The organism is Streptomyces fulvorobeus, assembly GCF_013167895.1.
In the GTDB taxonomy this organism is placed as follows: domain Bacteria; phylum Actinomycetota; class Actinomycetes; order Streptomycetales; family Streptomycetaceae; genus Streptomyces; species Streptomyces fulvorobeus.
The window spans coordinates 3,320,091-3,337,648 of the sequence record NZ_BLWC01000001.1 but is presented as its reverse complement, the minus strand read 5'-3'; the positions used below and the strand labels follow the sequence as shown (position 1 = coordinate 3,337,648).

The window sequence follows — 17,558 nt, the reverse complement described above, 5'->3', positions numbered from 1 at the left end:
ACTCCACGGCTGGGCTGTCATACGGCATCATCTACCGACGGCCGGATCACCCCCTGTCAAGAAGCTGATCCAGCACTGCAACCACGGCCGCCGCTCCGACCAAGGCGAAGCCTAGGGTGGGTGCGCGCACGATAAGAACGACGACGAGGGTGCCCGACAGGAGTAAGACGAGCGCACGAACGCTGAGCTGTTCCATGGGGAGACCTTCCATACCAGGGTGATCGGCCAACGCTGTTTCCACAATCAGCGTGCGCGGCCCTCACTGCCCTCTGACAGCCCTGGACAGTCCCTGACAAGATCAGTCAGCTAGGTCCGCTGGCAAGCGTTCTGTGGCAGAGTCTGACTACAGCTAGCGTGTTGCGCGCCGCATTGTCATACAGCGAACTCCGGTCCCAGGGAGGCATCGTGAGTGCTCAGGTCTGGACGAGACCCGATCTCTCCCGCCAGCCCCATCTGAAGGACCTCAACGACAGCCTCCATGAGCTCAGACTGAACGCGGGACTGCCATCCGCACGGGGTATCCGAGATCGAATCGGCAAGGACACGCAGAACTTCTATATCGTTAATCACCAAGCGATTCTGGATGTCTTTCAGAAGCCCGACTTGCCGCAGCTCGCCCGTCTCGACCTCATCGTCCGCGCCCTATCCGAGATAGCTCGCCATGACGAGGACGCAACAGCCGATCGGTTCGACGGCCTGTGGAAGCTCGCAGCCAGCGAAGCGGTCACTCAAGCTCACACGGGCGTTCCAGACGATGCCACGGCACAGGATGAGGATGCGGAAGATGACGCGCCAGGCGATCTCTCCTTGGAGCCCCTCAAAGCCCTAATCATTAATGCCGCACAGTCACTTTGGGACGACAAAGACGCACTCCGAGTATTTCTCGGGGTTGTCCGCCGAAGTGAGGGATTCGCGAAAATGGCGGACGCACTAGAGGAGCACCGACCGGCGAATGCAACGTTCTACGGGGTGCAGAGCCACGAGTTTTCAGTGGCAAACTCCTCTGCACGTTCGGAACTCGTTGCACTGCACCGCATCCTTCGTACGCACCGCCTAAAGAACCGCTGGTCTTTCACCGACATGGAACACGAAACGCGGATCTCCGCTCATAGATGGATCCGCTGGTACACGCTTGACGAACTACCTGACCGCGAGGCTCTCATCGCCTTTTCCAATGCAGCGCGCTTGCAATTGGAGGACCGCACGATGATGCTCGGGCTCTGGAACGCAGCCCGCGAGAATTTGGGCTGGCGGGCACGCCTCGAAGCTCTACCGTCCTCTATCGGGTTTGACGAAGCGTGGGAAATGCGACCTTCGACAGCGTCACGGTTGTGGGTACTAGCAGGCGTAGGAGGCGATCCCTTAGCTGCCCACGGCCCCGATCTCGCGACCGGGACCGTACCCGCTTTCACCATCGCTGGGCCAGCCGGATCTGGGCGGTCCACCGCTCTGACGACGGTCGCACGTTCTTTGATGGCAGGCGGCGTCAGAATCCTGCTGATCGCGCCACGGCCCTCGCCGCTCCGGGCACTAGCGGGGCAGGGCTCCGTGATGGGCTGTATCGACCGGAAGGACTTCGAGCGTCGGGAGGTGGAGGAGGCATTGGACACGGCCACTCGTGAAGACCCGGTGGTGATAGTTATGGATGACGCCGAGGTGCTAGCAGATTCTGGGGCCTCTTCAGTGCTGAGACATCTACTCCTCCACGGATTCGACGAAGGAACGGCTTTGGTCGCAGCTGGCGAAGAGCAGGCACTCGACCAAAGTCTGAAGTGGCTGAGCGAACTGACAAAGGCGCATAGGGGTCTCCTCCTCGCGCCTCAGGTCCCCACGTCCGGCAGGTTGATCGGCAGCGCTTCGGTAAGACTCTCTTCTGTCAGCGATAGGTCCGCCCCTGGCCGAGGCTGGCTGCATCTCGGTGAGGGCACTCTCCTAGCGGTGGCCGTTCCCCGTTCGTCGTGATCACCAGTGGGGAAAAGCTACGGCCGCAGGCCCACAAGTGCCGACCTGACGCCACGCGTTCATACATGCCGGTTGCCCGTTGGCTTGGCTGGGCAGATCTGAGGACGAGCGCGAGCATCGCATCGGGAGGGGATCGTGGCACGTAAGAAATCATTGGCCGGACAGCTAGTGAAGGCGTACCAGGGCTCGAAGAAGGCCAAGGCTGCCGAGCAGAAGCGATTGGAACAGGAACAGGCTCGACGTGCCCGGGCCGCCGAGCAGGCTCGAAGTCGCGAAGAGCGGGCCAGAGCGCAACAGGAGCGGGAGCAGGCCCGGGAGTGGGAGCGGGCACGCAAGGAGAAGGAACGGCAGGACGCGGAGCGAGCGCGTAAGGCCGCGCAGATCGAACGCGACCTGGAGAAGCGCCAGACCGCCAAAAGGCAGGCCGAGGAACGTCGCAAACGTGAGGACGCCAAGGTCAGGGCGGCCGCCGAGCGGCAGGCGAAACTGGCGCGTACCGAAGCGCTGAAGGCCGAGGCAGTCGACCGCACGACGCAGGTACAGGAGCGGATCGAATCCTTGGAAGCGATCCTCCTACAGAGAGCGACGGGTCTGTACGGTCACCGGACGGCCGTGGAGGACGCCTTCAACAGCAGCGGACCGGACGGCTTGGTCGAAGCGATCGAAAGGGTTCTGACGGAGCTGCCCGATCCAGAGGGCCTGCGGGGTGAGTGGCGTGCCGTATTCGCGCCCGAGACACGAGAACTGGTCGTGGAGATGGATCTTCCGGGTCAGGAGGTCGTGCCTGCGGTCGCGCAGTTCCGCTTCAAGTCCACCGCCCCAGCCGCAGTCATCCCCCAGCCCAGAAAAGAAGTAGAGGTCAAGCAGCAGTACTCACGGCTCGTCGCTCGGCTGGCGCTGCGCGCCATCAATGAGGTGCTGGCCGCCAGCCCGCCGTCGCTTGTCGACGTCGTTGCCTTGAACGCTCACGTCCGGAGTAAGAACCGGGCCACCGGGAAAGCTATCCGTCCGTGCCTGGTCAGTGTGCGCAGCAGTCGTGACGACTTCGAGGACCTGGTGCTGGACGAACCCGCGCTCGACCCGGTCCAGTGCCTGCGCCACCTCAACGCCATCGTTTCCCAGCACCCTTACGACCTCGAACCGGTCCGCCCTGTGGTCACATTCGACCTCAGCAAGTACAAGTTCGCTCCCGAAGTGGATGTCGTGGCCGGACTAGACAGCAGGCCGGACTTGATGACGCTGGATCCCATCGAGTTCGAACACCTCATCCGCCGCCTCTTCGAGGCGTACGGCATGAAGGCGTGGGTCACCCAGGCATCGCGGGACGACGGGATCGACGCTGTCGCGACGAATGAGGATCCGATGACAGGCGGCCTGTGCACCATCCAGGCCAAGCGCACCAAGAACACTGTCCCAGCGGAAGCCGTCCGCGCGCTGGCCGGCGTCATGCATGACAAAGCCGCCGCGAAGGGCATCCTTGTCACTACAGCGTGGTTCGGAAAGACCAGCCTGGACTTCGCCCATCGCACCGGCCGCATGCAGCTCATCGACGGCCGTGGGCTCAAGGCTCTACTCCAGGAACAGCTCGGCATCGACGCCCTCATCGGGCTTCCCAAGGTTCCGCCTGGCTGGGTTCCGGAAGACCTCAGGTGAGGAGCACTCCGCCGAACGGATCGCGGTCCGTCGCCTGAGCGGCTGGCCTCGTCCCTACGCGGCGTCCGCGCCCTGCCGAGGGTTGCAGTTCGGGTTGCGTTCATGGGCGTTCACGCAGGTCCCTCCGAGCGACCCAATACCGCTGGATCGCAGGTCAGAACGCCCGCGAACCCGTCCGGACCCCCACACGAACATTTGGAAAGCGTGTTGGGGGCAACCCCTCACGAGTTCGAATCTCGTATCCTCCGCCATTGCTCTCACCGGGCAATACGTCGAAGGCCCCCGCAGCTCGCTGCGGGGGCCTTCGACGTTGATGGTCTCAGTTCTGGTCTCATTCATTTCCAACATAAGAGACATTTCATTCCGCCGACTTGCCGTCGCCGGGTCGAGTCACAAGACATCGCCTTCACTCAGAAGCGGGTTTCTGCCGACTCAGGACGCAAGCGTCCCCCGCGATCCGCCATTCTGGGTCTGTGCAGGACCGATTCCGGTCGGAGACCACCGGCACTCGTCTTTGTGAGGTGTCCCCATCGGCAAGCCCAGTGGATCAACTCTGGCCGCGTGGCTGAGTGATCTGGAAGTCGACCGGCTTGAGCGGGTCCTGGCAGCTCGCCCGGATGCCGTGTCCCCGCCGGAACCACGATCGTTCGGCGAACTCGCGGACCGCCTTCAGCGCCCGGCGTCGGTGGCCCCGGTGTTGACCGGACTCGCGCTGCCACACCTGCAGGTAGCCGAGACACTGGCGGCATTGGGGCCCGTTCCATGTGCCGCCCTGGCCGATCTGGTGGACGTGACCGGAACGGAGAGCGCTCGCGGGCTGGGCGCGGCCTTGGAGGCGCTGGCCGACCGCGCACTCGTCTGGCCGGACGGCGAAGGGCTGCTGCGCATGGCGGCGCCGTTGCCGCAGGCGTGGGACTCGCCGCTGGGGCTGGACGCCCCGCTCACCCGGCTACTGGCGGACACGACCTCCGAGGAACTGCGCCGCATGCTGGTGGCCCTGGGCATCCCGTCACCCGGCACCACCAAGAAGCATCGGCTGACGGCCCTCCTGGAACACCACAGCGATCCGGAGCGGGTGGCCGCGGTGATCGCTTCGGCACCTTCGTCCACCCGGAATCTGCTTGAGCGGCGAGCCTCTCACCGGGGTGAACAGGCTCAATCACAGGCGCATTTCCTCATGTTCAGGACCCCGCCGGCCGACTTCGAGCCGAGTGTGCGATGGGCACTGGAGCGGGGACTGCTGGTCCAGGACCGGCACTCCGGGTACGAATCCACACGCATGCCCGCCGAGGTGGCGCTCGCACTGCGCGGAGCCGGCTGGCGCGCCCCCTTCGAGCCCGTCCCGCCCGTCGTGCGGACGGTGTCCGTCACCTCGGCGGAAGTGGACCGGGAGGCGGCGGCCGCCGCCACGGCGTTCGCCGCACATGCCGCGTCGGTTCTGGCGACGTGCTCCGCGGCTCCGCCGGTCCTGCTGAAGTCCGGCGGGGTCGGAGCACGTGAGTTGTCCCGGATCAGCAAGGCGGCACAGTGCGACGACATCGTCGTACGCCTAGTTCTGGAGACGGCGTACGACGCCGGGCTGCTGGCCCGGGACGGCGACCAGGTCGCGGCAACGGACGGATGCGACACCTGGGCGGAACGAGAACCGGCGGAACAGCTCACCGCGCTTCTCCACGCCTGGCGGACGCTTCCGCTGACTCCGACCCAGGCACGCGGCGAGGACGGCAAGGCGCTGCCCGCGCTCGCCGGAACACCGCCCTGCGGCGGCTGTCCACAGGCCCGGGAAGGGCTCCTCGCCGCCGCGGCGCAGCTCCCGGCGGACCGGGGAGTGCACAGCCCCGCGGAACTGGGGCCGCTGGTCGCCTGGCATCGCCCGCTCGCCGAGCAGCTCTCCCAGGACACCACGCCTTTCGCCACCGCGATCCGGGAAGCGGAACTGCTCGGGGTCGTCGCCCGCGGCGCCCTGTCCCCCATCGGTGCCGCTCTGCGGACCGACGACGCCGAAGCGCTGGCCGCCGCCTGTGAGCGGCTGCTGCCGACGGCCACCAGGGCAGCCCGTTTCGGCGCGGACCTCACCGCCGTCGTCACCGGCACACCGTCCGCCCGCCTCGCCGCACTGCTGGACACCGTCGCTGACAAGGAAGTCGGTGGCACGGCATCGGTGTGGCGGTTCAGCCCCACAACCGTTCGCCGTGCCCTGGACACGGGCCGCACGGCGGATGCCATCGCGGCAGATCTGAGCGCCGTCGCGGTCGGCGCCCTCCCCCAGTCGCTGTCGTACCTGATCAACGACTCCGCACGCACTCACGGCCGTGTGCGCATCACCCCCGCTGCCTGTGTGATCCACGGCGAAGAACCCGCTCTCCTCGCCGAACTCGTCACGCACAGAAAGCTCGCCGCCCTCGGCCTGCGCTTGCTGGCACCGACCGTGCTGGTCAGCCGGACCCCACTCGACAAGACCCTCGCCACGCTCCGGGCCGCCGGCTACGCCCCCGTTGCCGAGAGGGCCGACGGGACCGTACGCGTCGAAAAGACCCGGCGCCGACGTGCCGCCGCACCGGTCCCGCCCCCACTCCCAGGCCAGCGGCGGCGTTCCGTGCCGACGGTGACTCCGGTGACAGTCGGCCTGAGCACGCTGGTCGCCAGGCTGCGGGCCGCCCCGCCGATACTTCCGGCTCCCGACCCGTTCGGCACCGGGGTTCCCTACGGCACGGACACCGAGGAGATCGTCGCCGGATGCGCGAAGAACCTGGCGTACAGCGATGTCCGCCAGCTCGCCCATGCCATCGACGCCGGCACAGCCATCACGGTCGAGTACGTCGCCGCCTCGGGCAACCGGACCGTACGTACCCTCAGCGAGCTCGTGCTCGACCCGCCCTACTTGTATGCGTGGTGCCACCTGCGCGACGACGAACGGGTCTTCACCCTCTCCCGCATCCACGGCGTCATGCCCGGGTAGCCGGGATCCGCGTCGTGGCTCGGTGTTCGGCCGGCCACTGCGGCGATGCCCCACGACCAAGCGCTGCGACGAGCCGCCACTACGATCGCCGACCATGGACTGGGTCGAGCGCACCGCACAGTTGAGGCAGTGGACGAGGAGCGGGACGCGGGCTCCGCACAAGCCGTTGCTGTTCCTGTACGCGCTCAGCCGGTTCCAGCAGGACGCCGATGACGAGCTGCGGTACAGCGCCGTGGAGGAGGACCTGCGGGGACTGCTCGCCGAATACGGTCCTGGTAACCGGACGACGCCCGCCTATCCCTTCCATCACTTGGTGAGTGACGGCGTGTGGGAGGTGCGCACCGAGCGCGGGCCGGGCAGCCCCGGGACCGGGATCAGGGAACTGCGCGCAACCGGCGCCGCTGGGCGGCTGACGCCGGAGCTAAGGGCGGCGCTGCGGCGGGAGCCGTCTCTTCTCGGCCGGATGACACGGGTGCTGCTCGATCTGAACTTCCCGCCCTCCCTCCACGGCGAGCTGTGCGAAGCCGTCGGCCTGGAGCTGGAGGAGGCCGAGACCGCACTGCTCTCGGCCGCGCGCAGGCAGCGGGACCGGCGGATGCGGGAGATGGTCCTGACGGCGTACGAGTACCAGTGCGCCTTCTGCGGGTACGACGGCAGGATCGGCGCGGTGCCGGTCGGGCTTGAGGCCGCCCATGTGCGCTGGCGGGCGTTCGACGGACCGGACGGCGTCGAGAACGGGCTGTGCCTGTGCTCGCTGCACCACAAGCTGTTCGACAAAGGCGTACTCGGTCTCGGCGAAGGCCATGGCAAGGGCCACCGCATCCTGGTCTCGCAGAGCTTCGTCGGCCACAGCACCGCCGCCCGCGAGCACGTCATCACGCTCGCCGACCGTCCGCTCATCGGCCCCCAGCCGGGCGTCCGCCCCATCGCCGCCGCCCACCGTTCCTGGCACACCAGCCAGGTCTTCTACGGCAGCCCACGTCCCGCCACGACCGCCTGACCGCCGACCTGGCGGTCACGAGAATTGCACTGGTAAGGAGTGTGACACCAAGAGTATGGTCGCTTGTATGGCGACGAAGAAGGTAACGGTGACGATTCCCGAGGATCTCCTGGACGAGATCCGTGCGGAGGCGGCAGAACGGGGGATGTCGGCGTACGTCGCCGAGGCGCTGCGCTTCAAGCGCGACCGGGACCGGCTGCGGGAGCTGTCGGACTGGCTGCAGGAGGAACACGGTCCTCTCACCGAGGAAGAGCGCACCACAGCGTTCGAGGAGTTGGAGGGCCTCGACGCCGAGCATGAGCGCCGGCGCGCCACCGGAACGCACGGCGCCGGAGAAGCCGCGTGAGGAAGCGGTCCGGCGAACCCGGGCAGCGGCCGCTACGCGTCTTCGTACTCGACTGCGAAGCCCTATCCCTGGCCGTACGCGGCGACCGGAAGATGATCGCGTGGCTCGACCTCGCAGCCCGGGGTGAAGCCGAGGTGGTCACGTCTCCGATGACGCTGGTCGAGGCGTACGACGGCAGAACCACCGAGCAGCGCTGGGACTGGGTACTCTCCCGGCTCGAAGTCGCTGACATCGGGAAGGACGAGGCCCGCCAGGCCCGCCGCCTGCTGGCGGATGCCAATCTGCACGGCCACAAGTACGCGATCGACGCAATACTCGCCGTCATCGCGCGCCAGCAGAAGGGGCAGGTCACCGTCTTCACCTCGGATGTGGACGACCTGGAGAGGTTGGTTCCGGAGTCGATCGTCGTCAAGAAGGTATGACCGGCCTCCGGTCTCAGTTCTGTATTGCCATCAAGGCCCGCGAAGGCGCGGGTGCGCGCTGGGCACGAGGGGGCAGGCGACGCACGCGCGGACTGTCTCTCCTCCTGGCGGGCCGAGGCCCGGTGGTGCATGGTCCACAGCGGGGCCTGAGTGGTCCAGCTGATCGCAGCAGGTGTCCGACGGCCCATCCGTGGTCTCAGTCCTGGTCTCGTTCGCCTACGTACGGGGCCGTCCAACAGCCCATCCGTGGACCGCTCCGCCACAGGTCAGGACGCACATGACCCCCGCCGGACCCTCAAGCGAACATTTGGAAAGCGTGTTGGGGGCAACCCCTCACGAGTTCGAATCTCGTACCCTCCGCATGCTCTCACCGGGCAATACGTCGTGGGCCCCCGCAGCTCGCTGCGGGGGCCTCGACGTGCAGTGGTCGCGCGGCCCCGCCCCGCCGCGTCCCGCCTTCACGCGTCGGAGAGCAGTGGGTCGTAAGGGGTCGAGCGTCGGCGGCCCGACATGAAGGAGAGGAAGTCCCGCACGAATGCGGCTCGGGAGTAGCGTCCCTGGGCGTCCACGAGGGCGCGGCCGAAGCCTCTTCTGAACAGTGCCCGGTACTCCTCGGCGTCGATGAACTGGTCGCCGTCCGCGTCGGTGACGCCGAAGAGGACCTCCGCGACCCTGATCAGCGCCGGGCCGGCCAGGGACGGGGTCGCGGCCGCGTACTCCTCCTCGCTTACCCGGCCGTCCCCGTCGGTGTCCAGGGCCGCCTGGAGTTCCCTCCACCACGCGGCGAACGCGTCGTACAGCCGGGTCTCCTCGGGCTCGTCCAGGTCGAGGCGGGAGCAGAGCTCCCGTGCCATCGCGGCCAGATCGGGCCAGTCCAGATAGCCGTCCCCGGTCTGGTCCAGCACCTCGGTGAAGAACTCGCGGGCGCTGCGCAGGTTCTCGGCCCCGCCCGTGCCTGGCGCGCCCGCCGTATCTGCCGGATCGCCCGTTCCCCGTCTGCCGTCCTGCTGCGACGGTACGGGCGTGATCAGCCGGAACAGTGCGCCGGCCCGTCTCATCCGGCCGCGCAGAGTACTGAGCGTCTCGGCGTAGGGGCCGTCGCCGTCCGGCGACAGGTGGAGCAGGCTGATGACGTTCTCGGTCTGGAGCCAGTTGTCGGGCAGGGCGCGGGCCATGCGAGCGGCCACGTAGGCGCCCTGCATCAGGGTCTGGGCACCGGGGACCTCCGGCAGTCCCGCCCGGCGGCGGAAGACCTCGGGGAGGGAGGCCACGGTGACGGTGCCGATGACCGGCCCCGCCAGCGCCCGGCCGGTCGCCCAGACCGTGGGCAGGCCCGCGAACAGCGGTGGTGCCGGCAGGTGCTCGAAGAGTCTGTAGAGGATGATGCGCAGCGCTTCCGTGTTCTGCAGTTCCTCCGCGACCATGCGGTCGTAGTACTGCCAGAACTCGGGCAGCGTGGGCGGGAGGTGGCCCGCCTGGTCCCCAACGCCGTGAGGAACCCCTGGAACTCGGCGTAGAGCCGTTCCATGGTGATCGGGTCCAGGGGCTGCCCGCTCAGCCGGCACATGGTGACGGAGCTCTCGAAGAGCGTCGCGACCACCCACGCCCGTACTTCGGGGTCCATCGCGTCGTAGGGACGGTTCTTCGCGTCCGTGCCGCTGAACCGGGTGTGCAGACGGTTGAGCCGTGCCGCCTCGCGCTGCCGTACGTCTTCGTCGGCACCGTACATGCGCTGCAGGCTCACCAGGGTGTTGCGGAGTCGTCGCCAGGGGTGGACGACGAAGGAGGAGTTGTCCACCAGTGCCGCGCCGATCTGCGGGTGGGCGGCTTCCAGCACCGTGGCCCTGACGACGGCCAGTGCCCAGCGGGGATCGTTGAAGAACTGGTGGAACTGCGACCCGGGGCCGAAGAGGGATTCCGTCGGCGCGTCGGTGGTCTCGCTGCCGGGGCCGTCGTACCGGCCCGTGGCTGCCGGGCCGGGGGGCCTGGCGTGGCTGCTGTCCGTGTCCTTCACCTTTCACGCTCTCCGTTCGTTTGCGGTGTCACGCCGCCGAAGCGGCGGTCGCGGTTGCGGTAGTCGTGCAGGCACTCCAGGAAGTGCGGTGCGCGGAAGTCCGGCCAGAGCACCGGGGGGAAGACCCACTCGGCGTACGCCACCTGCCAGAGCATGAAGTTGGAGATGCGCTGCTCGCCGGAGGTACGGATGACGAGGTCGACGTCAGGCATGTCGGGCACCGGCAGGTGCGCGGCGAAGCGCTCCTGGTCGACGGCGTCGGCGGGCACTCCGGCGCGGATGAGGGACCGCGCCGCGGAGACGATGTCCTGGCGTCCGCCGTGGTCGAACGCCACGGTCAGCGTCATGCCCCGGTTGCTCTCGGTCAGCGTCATCAGGTCGTCGAAGTCCTGAGCCAGGGGGGCGGGGATCTTCGGGTCCTCGGCTCCCAGTAAGCGGCAGCGGATGCCGCGGGCGTGCAGGAGGGGCGCGTGTTTACGTACTACACGGCGCACCAAGCGCATGAGGAAGTCGACCTCCTCGCCCGGGCGGCGCCAGTTCTCGGTGGAGAAGGCGTACAGGCTGAGCCACTCGACCCCGGCCGACCGGGCCGCCTCGATGACGTCGATCACCGTCGTCTCCGCCGCCTGGTGCCCCGAGGTACGCGGCAGGGAGCGCTGCTGCGCCCACCGGCCGTTCCCGTCCATCACGCACGCCACATGGCGGGGCACCGGGCGGGGCCGCTGCTCACCGGACGGGCCCCGTTGCTGTACCGGGACCGCCGGTAAGGCCGGGCGCCGCGGCCGCGTGCCGCCGCTGCCGGCCGTCGTACCCGTCGCATGCGCCTGACCGGATGGCCCGGCTCCGCCGGATGTCATCGCAGCGCCCCCTTCGGCTCACGTCCGCGGGTCTCACCGGGCCCGTGGCCTGGGCCGGCCGGCGCGCCCCCGCTGCTCCGCACCTTCAGCAGAGTGCCGGTGCCAGGACGCGGGCGCATCACGATGCCCGCATATTCACCCGTAGCACGTCAGTCGGAGGGCGACGGGGCGGCCGGTGACGCGCCGGGCCACTCCCCGCCGCCCGCGAGCGAGCGCCGGGTCGTACCGCTCCGGCTGCACCCTCCCCGCCCTGGGCCCCGCGTTCCCGCTCCGGCGCCGCGTGTCCGCTCCGGGCGCGGGCCTCAGCCGGCGTTCCCTTCTCAGCGAGGCGGGTCGCCGGCCGCCGCCCGCGACCCGCAGCGGGCACGGCTCGGATACCGGGAGGCTCAGGCCAGCGAGCGTGCCCTGCGTTCCCACTGTTCGATACGTGCCACGGCTCCCCGGAACTGTTTGAGCGCCGCGGTGATGTCCCTGCCCGGGCCTCTGAACTGACGGCTCATGCCGGACATGAGTCTCAGAGCGGCACGTTCGTACGCCGCGTCCTCGTTCTCCGTCGCACCACCACCGGGCCGGGTGGCCAGAGGCCACGCAGAATCCGCGCGGGCGTCAGCAGGTCGAGGCGTCACGGATGCCGCTCCCGGGCGCAGGTTCGGCACCCCCGGCCATCCCCCTACTACAAACGCACCCCGCATCCCGCCGAACGTCCTTCTCCGGCCGGAACCGACGCGCTGACAGCGGTTTTCGGCCAACCCTGTGGGTCTCCTGGGTCCGCAGACAACTCGGGTGCCGCTCACCGGCTCTTCACGGCCGGGGAAAGAGTTCCGCTCCCAGCAGGCATGCGGAACCCGTGTATGAAACGGAGTACGGGGAAAATGACCACATCCCGCCAGACCCGTCTGTGGCGCTCGGCGATGGCCGCGGCCGCGGCGATCACCGTGACCGCCGGAGTCGTGGCCGCCGCGCCCGAAAGCAAGGCGGCCGCCGCGCCGAAGCTCGACCTGATCGCGGCCTCGACCTCGGTGACGCTCGACTCGTGGAAGGAGGACCCCGGGGTCTACCTCGACCTCGGTACGTACGTCACCGCCGACAACGGGCCCTTCGAGCTCAAGGTGACGCGTAAGTCCTACAAGGACCCGGTCGTCGCCACCCAGATCATCCGCGAAGGAAAGACCGTCCGCACCAGGACCCTCCCGCGCGGTGCGGTGAAGGACTTCGCGGGGCTGCCCGGCTTCGCGCGGATCATCATCACCGACGCCTCGGGCAAGGTCGTGGCGAACCGGACGGAGTCCTTCTGCCCGAACAACGCCTCCGGGCGGGTACGGCCCGAGGCGCCGTCCACGTCGAAGTATCCCGAGAGCTGCCCGACCAACCCGTTCACCCTCGGCTCGGTGTGGGGGATCGAGAAGGGCTGGGCGTCCAACACGTACGCGGGGTACTACGGGACTCCGGTGGTCATGAAGCCCGGCAGGTACACCGCCAAGGTGTCCGTGACCAAGAAGTACCGGGACCTGTTCGGGATCGCCGACAAGCCCCGGTCGATCAAGGTGACGGTCCGCGAGCGCAGCTGGGAGGACGAGTCGGGCGAGGCCGGGGCCCGGGGCGCTTCCGCCATGGCCGGTCACGCCGGTCACGGCGGCCCGGTGCGCGCACCCGCGCCCGCCTCCGCGACGAGCGGCGCCGGTCCCTCGTACAACGTGGGTCACGGTCCGCTCACCCCCGCGCCGCCCGCCCTGCCCTGGGCGCTGAGGAAGAGCGCGCTGCGGGCGTCGGACACGGGTGACGCTCCCGGCCAGACGGACGGTTCGCGCCAGGCGCCGGCCGTCGCGCCCAACGCCGCCCGGCCGAAGGGCAAGGCGTCCGTGCCGGACGTGCCCAAGCCGGACCTCCGCTCGCTGCCGGCCTACGGCATCACGGTCAGCGACGGCTACGAGAACGTGAAGGGCAAGGACTACCTGGCCTTCAGCGCCAACGTGTGGAACGCGGGCCCGGCCCAGCTCGTCGTGGACGGCTTCCGGGCGCCCGGCAAGGAGCTGATGGACGCCTACCAGTACTTCTACGACGCCGAAGGCAAGCAGGTCGGCTACACGCCGACCGGCACCATGGAGTGGGACCCCCGCCCCGGCCACGAGCACTGGCACTTCACCGACTTCGCCAGCTACCGGCTGCTGAAGGCCGACAAGAAGGAGACCGTGCGCAGCGGCAAGGAGGCGTTCTGCCTGGCCAACACCGACGCCGTCGACTACACGGTGAAGAACGCCAACTGGCAGCCGGGGAACACCGACCTGTCCACCGCGTGCGGCCAGGAGAACTCGATCTCGGTGCGCGAGGTGCTCGACGTGGGCTCCGGCGACACGTACACGCAGGACCTTCCGGGCCAGTCCTTCGACATCACCGGCCTGGCGAACGGCACCTACTACATCCAGGTGCTCGCCAACCCGGAGAAGCGGCTCAAGGAGACCGATCTCACCAACAACAGCGCCCTGCGCAAGGTCGTCCTGGGCGGCACGCCGGGAGCGCGCACGGTGACCGTGCCCGCGCATGACCTGGTGAACGCCAACTGACCTGCCGGCGGCTGGTGCGGTACGCGGCCCCCGGGACCTTCGTGGTCCTGGGGGCCGCTCCGCTGCCGCCCGGTGCGCCGGCTCCGGAAGCCGTGCGCCGGCCGGTGAGCCGGCCCTGTCAGCCGTGCGCCGCCTCGCGCGCGGCCGGGCTCAGTCCTCGCCCTCCAGCTCGCCTTCCGTCTCCAGGAAGACCTTGCGCAGCGCGTCGAGTACCGCCGGGTCGGGCTTGGCCCACATGCCGCGCGACTCCGCCTCCAGGAGGCGTTCCGCGATGCCGTGCAGCGCCCAGGGGTTGGCCTGCTGGAGGAACTCGCGGTTCGTCGGGTCCAGGACGTACGTCTCGGTGAGCTTGTCGTACATCCAGTCGGCGACCACGCCCGTCGTCGCGTCGTACCCGAAGAGGTAGTCGACCGTCGCCGCCAGCTCGAAGGCCCCCTTGTACCCGTGGCGGCGCATGGCCTCGATCCACTTCGGGTTGACCACCCGGGCGCGGAAGACGCGGGACGTCTCCTCCACCAGGGTGCGGGTGCGGACCGACTCGGGGCGGGTCGAGTCGCCGATGTACGCCTCGGGGGCGGTGCCCTTCAGCGCGCGTACGGTCGCGACCATGCCGCCGTGGTACTGGAAGTAGTCGTCCGAGTCCGCGATGTCGTGCTCACGGGTGTCGGTGTTCTTCGCGGCGACCTCGATGCGCTTGTACGCGGTCTCCATCTCGGCCCGCGCCGGGCGGCCGTCCAGCTCGCGGCCGTAGGCGTATCCGCCCCACACCGTGTAGACCTCGGCGAGGTCGGCGTCGGTGCGCCAGTCCCGCGAGTCGATGAGCTGGAGCAGGCCGGCGCCGTACGTGCCGGGGCGTGAGCCGAAGATGCGCGTGGTGGCGCGGCGTTCGTCGCCGTGCTCGGCGAGGTCGGCCTGGGTGTGCGCGCGTACGTAGTTGCGTTCGGCGGGCTCGTCGAGCGAGGCGGCCAGCCGCACCGCGTCGTCCAGCAGGCCGATGGTGTGCGGGAACGCGTCGCGGAAGAACCCGGAGATGCGCAGGGTGACGTCGATGCGCGGCCGGCCGAGCTCCTCGTACGGGATCGCTTCGAGCCCCGTGACCCGGCGCGAGGCGTCGTCCCACACCGGGCGGACGCCGAGCAGCGCGAACGCCTCGGCGATGTCGTCGCCCGCCGTGCGCATCGCGCTCGTCCCCCACAGCGACAGGCCGACCGAGGTGGGCCAGTCGCCGTTGTCGGTGCGGTAGCGCTCCAGAAGGGAGTCGGCGAGGGCCTGTCCGGTCTCCCAGGCGAGCTTGGAGGGGACGGCCTTGGGGTCGACGGAGTAGAAGTTACGGCCGGTCGGCAGGACGTTGACCAGGCCCCGCAGCGGGGACCCGGACGGGCCGGCCGGCACGAAGCCGCCGTTCAGCGCGTGGACGGTGTGGGTGAGTTCGTCGGTCGTCGCGGCGAGGCGCGGCACGACCTCGCGGGCGGCGAAGTCGAGGATGTCGGCGACCGGCCGCGGCCGTCCGGCGGCGACCGCCGCCACCGCCGAGGGGTCCCAGTCCGCGTCCTCCATCGCCTGGACGAGGGCGCGGGCCTGCTCCTCGATCTCGTCGGCCGCGGTGCGGGTGGCCGCCGACTCGTCGAGGCCGAGGGCCTCGCGCAGGCCGGGCAGCGAGGACGTACCGCCCCAGATCTGGCGGGCGCGCAGGATCGCCAGGACGAGGTTGACGCGCTCCTTGCCGGTCGGGGCGCCGCCCAGGACGTGCAGCCCGTCGCGGATCTGGACGTCCTTGATCTCGCAGAGCCAGCCGTCCAGATGCATGATGAACTCGTCGAAGCCCTCGTCCTCGGGCCGGTCCTCGAGTCCCAGGTCGTGGTCGAGCTTCGCGGCCTGGATGAGCGTCCAGATCTGGGCGCGGATCGCCGGGAGCTTCGCCGGGTCCATCGCCGCGATCTGGGCGTGCTCGTCGAGGAGCTGTTCCAGCCGGGCGATGTCGCCGTAGCTGTCGGCGCGGGCCATCGGCGGTACGAGGTGGTCGACCAGGGTGGCGTGGACCCGGCGCTTGGCCTGGGTGCCCTCGCCGGGGTCGTTGACCAGGAACGGGTAGATCAGGGGCAGGTCACCGAGGGCGGCGTCGGGACCGCAGGCGGCGGACAGGCCGGCGTTCTTGCCGGGCAGCCACTCCAGGTTCCCGTGCTTGCCGAGGTGGATCATCGCGTCGGCGCCGAACCCGTTGTCCCCGGCGGACGCGGCGATCCAGCGGTACGCGGCCAGGTAGTGGTGCGAGGGCGGCAGGTCGGGGTCGTGGTAGATCGCGATCGGGTTCTCACCGAAGCCGCGGGGCGGCTGGATCAGGATGAGCAGATTGCCGCGGCGCAGGGCCGCGAGCACGATGTCGCCCTCCGGGTTGCTGGACCGGTCCACGAACATCTCGCCGGGCGCCGGGCCCCAGTGCCGCTCGACGGCCTCGCGCAGCGAGGCCGGGAGCGTGGCGAACCAGCGGCGGTAGTCGGCCGCCGGGATGCGGACCGGGTTGCGGGCCAGCTGCTCGTCGGTCAGCCACTCCTGGTCGTGGCCGCCCGCCTCGATCAGGGCGTAGATCAGCTCGTCGCCGTCGCCGGAGACGAGACCGGGGATCTCCTCCTCAGGACCGAAGTCGTACCCCTCCGCCCGGAGCCTGCGCAGGAGGGCGACGGCGCTGGCGGGGGTGTCGAGGCCGACCGCGTTGCCGATACGGGAGTGCTTGGTCGGGTACGCGGAGAGGACGAGCGCGATGCGCTTCTCGGCGGCCGGGATGTGGCGCAGGCGCGCGTGCCGTACGGCGATCCCGGCGACCCTGGCCGCGCGTTCGGCGTCGGCGACGTACGCGGGCAGGCCGTCCTCGTCGATCTCCTTGAAGGAGAACGGCACGGTGATCAGCCGGCCGTCGAACTCGGGGACCGCGATCTGGCTCGCGGCGTCCAGCGGGGACACGCCCTCGTCGTTCTCCTCCCAGTCGCCGCGCGAACCGGTCAGGCAGAGCGCCTGGAGGATCGGTACGCCGAGTCCGGTCAGCGCGCCCGCGTCCCACGACTCGTCGTCGCCGCCCGCGGACGCCTCCGCCGGGCGGGTGCCGCCGGCCGCGAGGACCGTGGTGACGATGGCGTCCGCGGCGCGGAGTTCGTCGATGAGCTCGGGCTCGGGGGTACGCAGCGACGCCACGTACAGCGGGAGCGCGCGGGCGCCGGCGTCCTCGACCGCGGAGCACAGGTCGTCGATGAACGCGGTGTTCCCGCTCATGTGGTGGGCGCGGTAGTAGAGCACCGCGATGGTGGGCGCGGCGTCGCCGGCCGGGCGGGCGGTCCGCTCCAGCGGGCCCCAGGCCGGGGCGGGGGCGGGCGGATCGAAGCCGTGGCCGGTGAGCAGCACGGTGTCGGACAGGAAGCTGCCGAGCTGCGCCAGGTTGGCGGGGCCGCCGTGCGCGAGGTAGGCGTGCGCCTCGGCGGCGATACCTATGGGAACGGTGGACGCGGCCATCAGCTGGGCGTCGGGGGCCTGTTCACCGGTGAGTACGACGACGGGGCGGCCGGTGGCAAGCAGCTGGTCGAGACCGTCCTGCCAGGCGCGTACGCCGCCGAGCAGGCGGACGACGACGAGGTGCACGCCGTCGAGGAGCGCGGGGAGGTCGTCGAGCGGGAGGCGGGAAGGGTTGGCGTAGCGGTAGCTGACCGGGCCTTCCGACGCGCGGGCGCTCAGCAGGTCGGTGTCGGACGTCGACAGGAGCAGAATCATGCTGCGTCAAGCCTTCCTCGGGGTGTCC

Annotated in this window: 10 protein-coding genes and 1 pseudogene; 7 read left to right on the top strand and 4 right to left on the bottom strand. The window is 69.5% G+C overall.

Features of this window, described 5'->3' with window-relative positions; genetic code table 11:
* Positions 1 to 46 precede the first annotated feature (46 nt).
* On the bottom strand, positions 47 to 196 hold the full coding sequence (locus Sfulv_RS15120; RefSeq protein WP_173314252.1) for a hypothetical protein: 150 nt from the start codon (positions 194 to 196) through the stop codon (positions 47 to 49).
* Between the two features lie 209 nt (positions 197 to 405).
* Here Sfulv_RS15120 and Sfulv_RS15115 point away from each other — a divergent pair, with 209 nt between their 5' ends.
* The 6 genes from Sfulv_RS15115 (at position 406) to Sfulv_RS15090 (ending at position 8,342) form a co-directional block, all read left to right on the top strand.
* Entirely contained in the window at positions 406 to 1,962 is a 1,557-nt protein-coding gene (locus Sfulv_RS15115) for an ATP-binding protein (protein WP_173314250.1), read from the top strand.
* A gap of 135 nt (positions 1,963 to 2,097) precedes the next feature.
* Complete coding sequence (locus Sfulv_RS15110; RefSeq protein ID WP_173314248.1) at positions 2,098 to 3,615, top strand: restriction endonuclease; 1,518 nt, start codon at positions 2,098 to 2,100, stop codon at positions 3,613 to 3,615.
* A 529-nt stretch (positions 3,616 to 4,144) separates the two neighbouring features.
* Positions 4,145 to 6,574: a helicase-associated domain-containing protein gene (locus Sfulv_RS15105; RefSeq protein WP_173317882.1), complete on the top strand. Its 2,430-nt coding sequence runs from the start codon at positions 4,145 to 4,147 to the stop codon at positions 6,572 to 6,574.
* 94 nt (positions 6,575 to 6,668) lie between these two features.
* Positions 6,669 to 7,574 carry a phosphorothioated DNA-binding restriction endonuclease gene (locus tag Sfulv_RS15100; RefSeq protein ID WP_173314246.1) on the top strand — a complete coding sequence of 302 codons (906 nt, stop codon included), beginning with the start codon at positions 6,669 to 6,671 and terminating at the stop codon, positions 7,572 to 7,574.
* A 67-nt stretch (positions 7,575 to 7,641) separates the two neighbouring features.
* Complete coding sequence (locus Sfulv_RS15095) at positions 7,642 to 7,920, top strand: ribbon-helix-helix domain-containing protein (protein ID WP_173314244.1); 279 nt, start codon at positions 7,642 to 7,644, stop codon at positions 7,918 to 7,920.
* Complete coding sequence (locus Sfulv_RS15090) at positions 7,917 to 8,342, top strand: type II toxin-antitoxin system VapC family toxin (RefSeq protein WP_173314242.1); 426 nt, start codon at positions 7,917 to 7,919, stop codon at positions 8,340 to 8,342. The genes Sfulv_RS15095 and Sfulv_RS15090 overlap by 4 nt, the downstream gene beginning before the upstream one ends.
* A gap of 458 nt (positions 8,343 to 8,800) precedes the next feature.
* On the opposite strand, the pseudogene Sfulv_RS15085 reads toward Sfulv_RS15090, so the two are convergent.
* Both Sfulv_RS15085 and uppS read right to left on the bottom strand, forming a co-directional pair.
* A pseudogene (locus Sfulv_RS15085) lies at positions 8,801 to 10,356 on the bottom strand (oxygenase MpaB family protein).
* Positions 10,353 to 11,054 (bottom strand): polyprenyl diphosphate synthase, encoded by a 702-nt coding sequence (uppS, locus tag Sfulv_RS15080; protein WP_371874720.1) that lies wholly within the window; start codon positions 11,052 to 11,054, stop codon positions 10,353 to 10,355. Before uppS ends, Sfulv_RS15085 begins: the two are co-directional and overlap by 4 nt.
* Positions 11,055 to 12,085: 1,031 nt before the next feature.
* Here uppS and Sfulv_RS15075 point away from each other — a divergent pair.
* A complete protein-coding gene (locus tag Sfulv_RS15075) occupies positions 12,086 to 13,774 on the top strand; it encodes a lysyl oxidase family protein (protein WP_173314238.1) in 1,689 nt (562 codons plus the stop codon).
* A gap of 150 nt (positions 13,775 to 13,924) precedes the next feature.
* Here the strand turns inward: Sfulv_RS15075 and cobN are convergent, their stop codons facing one another.
* Entirely contained in the window at positions 13,925 to 17,530 is a 3,606-nt protein-coding gene (gene cobN / locus Sfulv_RS15070; protein WP_173314236.1) for a cobaltochelatase subunit CobN, read from the bottom strand.
* Positions 17,531 to 17,558: the final 28 nt, after the last annotated feature.

Bases quoted from the DNA above. Each gene is read 5' to 3' on its own strand.
- cobN (WP_173314236.1), bottom strand. From the start codon at position 17,530: ATGATTCTGCTCCTGTCGACGTCCGACACCGACCTGCTGAGCGCCCGC.
- Sfulv_RS15120 (WP_173314252.1), bottom strand. From the start codon at position 196: ATGGAACAGCTCAGCGTTCGTGCGCTCGTCTTACTCCTGTCGGGCACC.
- Sfulv_RS15075 (WP_173314238.1), top strand. From the start codon at position 12,086: ATGACCACATCCCGCCAGACCCGTCTGTGGCGCTCGGCGATGGCCGCG.
- Sfulv_RS15100 (WP_173314246.1), top strand. From the start codon at position 6,669: ATGGACTGGGTCGAGCGCACCGCACAGTTGAGGCAGTGGACGAGGAGC.
- Sfulv_RS15095 (WP_173314244.1), top strand. From the start codon at position 7,642: ATGGCGACGAAGAAGGTAACGGTGACGATTCCCGAGGATCTCCTGGAC.